The organism is Nonomuraea sp. NPDC049141 (genome assembly GCF_040648415.1).
Lineage (GTDB): Bacteria > Actinomycetota > Actinomycetes > Streptosporangiales > Streptosporangiaceae > Nonomuraea.
Genome location: NZ_JBEZDR010000158.1, coordinates 1 through 2,063, shown reverse-complemented (window position 1 = coordinate 2,063; position 2,063 = coordinate 1). Strand labels below are relative to the sequence as shown.

General features: G+C 73.2%; 2 protein-coding genes. One reads left to right on the top strand and one right to left on the bottom strand.

The window, feature by feature from the left end:
* On the bottom strand, positions 1-634 hold a 634-nt coding region (locus AB0B91_RS65425; RefSeq protein ID WP_358343091.1), incomplete at its 3' end, for an MqnA/MqnD/SBP family protein.
* Between the two features lie 453 nt (positions 635-1,087).
* Here AB0B91_RS65425 and AB0B91_RS65420 point away from each other — a divergent pair.
* Positions 1,088-1,945, top strand: a complete 858-nt coding sequence (locus tag AB0B91_RS65420) for a GNAT family N-acetyltransferase (protein ID WP_231925806.1) — start codon at positions 1,088-1,090, stop codon at positions 1,943-1,945.
* The last annotated feature ends 118 nt before the right edge of the window (positions 1,946-2,063 follow it).

Genomic DNA, 2,063 nt, shown 5'->3' with positions numbered 1-2,063 from the left:
ATCGCGCAATGAACACCCACCCGGCGGCGGCCTCCGGGTCGACGGCGCCGCGCCGGGCCAGGATGGCCCCGAGGGGGATGGGCAGGCCGGTGTCGGCCTCCCACCACTCGCCGAGGTCGACCAGGGCGGTCAGGCCGTGCCGCGGGTAGGTGAACCGGGCCTCGTGGATGACCAGCCCGGCGTCGTACCGGCCGGCCGCGACGCCCGGCATGATCTCGTGGAACGGCACGACCTCGATCCGCGCGGGGGGCCGCTCGGCAGCCCAGAGCCGGAAGAGCAGGTACGCCGTGGTCCGGTCGCCCGGCACCGCCACCGTGGCACCACTCAGGTCGGCGCGGCCGGAGCCGTCGGGCTGGCCGGGGCCGCGGTCGCCGCGGGTCAGCACCAGCGGACCGCAGCCACGGCCGAGCGCACCCCCGCAGGGCAGCAGGTGGTAGTCGTCCAGCAGCCACGGCAGCGCCGCGTAGCTCACCTTGACCAGGTCGAACGCCCCCCGCTCGGCAGCCGTGTTGGTCACGTCCACGTCGGCGTACGTGACGTCGACCGGCGGGGCGCCGGGCACGAGGCCGTGCACCAGGGCGTGGAAGACGAACGTGTCGTTGGGGCAGGGCGAGATAGCCAGCGAGAGCGCCACGCCCTCACCGTATCCCCGCCCTGTGCCAGCGCCCGACCGCGCCAGCGCCGGTGTGACCCGGATCCGCTCCGCCGCGCCCGCCTGACCTCTTCCGCTCTGCCGGCCGGATCCTGCCTGACGCGTCCTTTCGAGCTGATGTCGTAGACGATTCAGCCTTGCTCGCGTCCGCCGCCCACTCCCGGCCCGCTGCCTCATCGCCGCTGCGGTCACGGCTCTTCTCCCTGCCAGGGCGGGACACCTGGGACGCGCCGCGCGCAGCGGTGCCTGATGTCGTAGACGATTCAGCTCGACAGCGTCGCGAAGGAGTCCTGTCCTCGTCCTTGAGCGGCTGTTCCGATCGGTGGACGGTCCGGTGCCGTGGGTCGACCCCTTGGCGTCAACGTTGTCCACAAGCTTATCCACAGGCTGCGGACGGGTGTTGAGGGCGAGGCGTTGCACCGGGAGCATGTTGTCGTGGCAGAGCTGACGGATGCCGTCGACCTTGGTGCGGCCCTGCGGGCGCTACGACGCCGAGCGGACCTGAGCCAGCGGGAACTGGCCGAGCGGTCGGGGGTGCCCCAGGCGACCCTGGCCCGGATCGAGTCGGGCCGGGCTACCGACCCGCGGTTCCGTACGGTGGAACGGCTCCTCCGGGCCGCCGGCGGGGAGGTGGCAGTCGGCGTACGCGACACCTCCGCGACCGCCGACCGGGTGCTGCCACCGGTGCCGCACGAGGCGCTGCGGGACGAAGCAGGGCGTCGGTACCCGGCTCACCTCGACGTCTGGGAGGTCAAGGAGCCGAAGGACTGGCCGGGTGCCTGGTGGGCGAACTGGTACAACCTTCCCCCGGCGCGCTGGCCGCTACCGCTGCCACCGGCCACGTACGAGCGGAATCGTCGCCACCGGGACCGGCGTCGACGTGCCATGGAGATCCAGCGGACGGTACGGCTGCGTCGCGTGACTGGCGGCGGCCTGCCGGCGACGTCGTGGCGGTTCGTGGCGGAACTGCCGGGCGGGGAACTGGTGGGTGAGCTGCGGGCCCACGAGCGCAGCCCGCACCTGGTCGACGGCGACGATCCGGGTGAGGAACGGGAGGTCGTGCTCGACGGTGTTCTCGTCGCGGAGGGCTGTCGACGGCTCGGCATCGGGCGCCGGTTGGTCGGGTTGCTGGCCGACGAGATGGATCGCTCCGGCATCCGCACCGCCCACGCGATCGCCGAGGACACCGGCGTCGATCTGCTGCTCGCCTGCGGATACCAGTTCAAGACGAGCCGGCCGTGGGCCCTGCGCCTCGACCGTCGGCCCGCGGCTGCGAACTGGCCCTCGGCGTAGGCGGGTTCAGGTCAGGGCCGCGGCGGCGGTGGTGAGGGCGGCGAGCGCCTCGCGCATGCGCCAGGCGTCGCGGTCGCGGGGACCGACGGGGTTGGAGACGGTACGCAGCTCGGCGAAC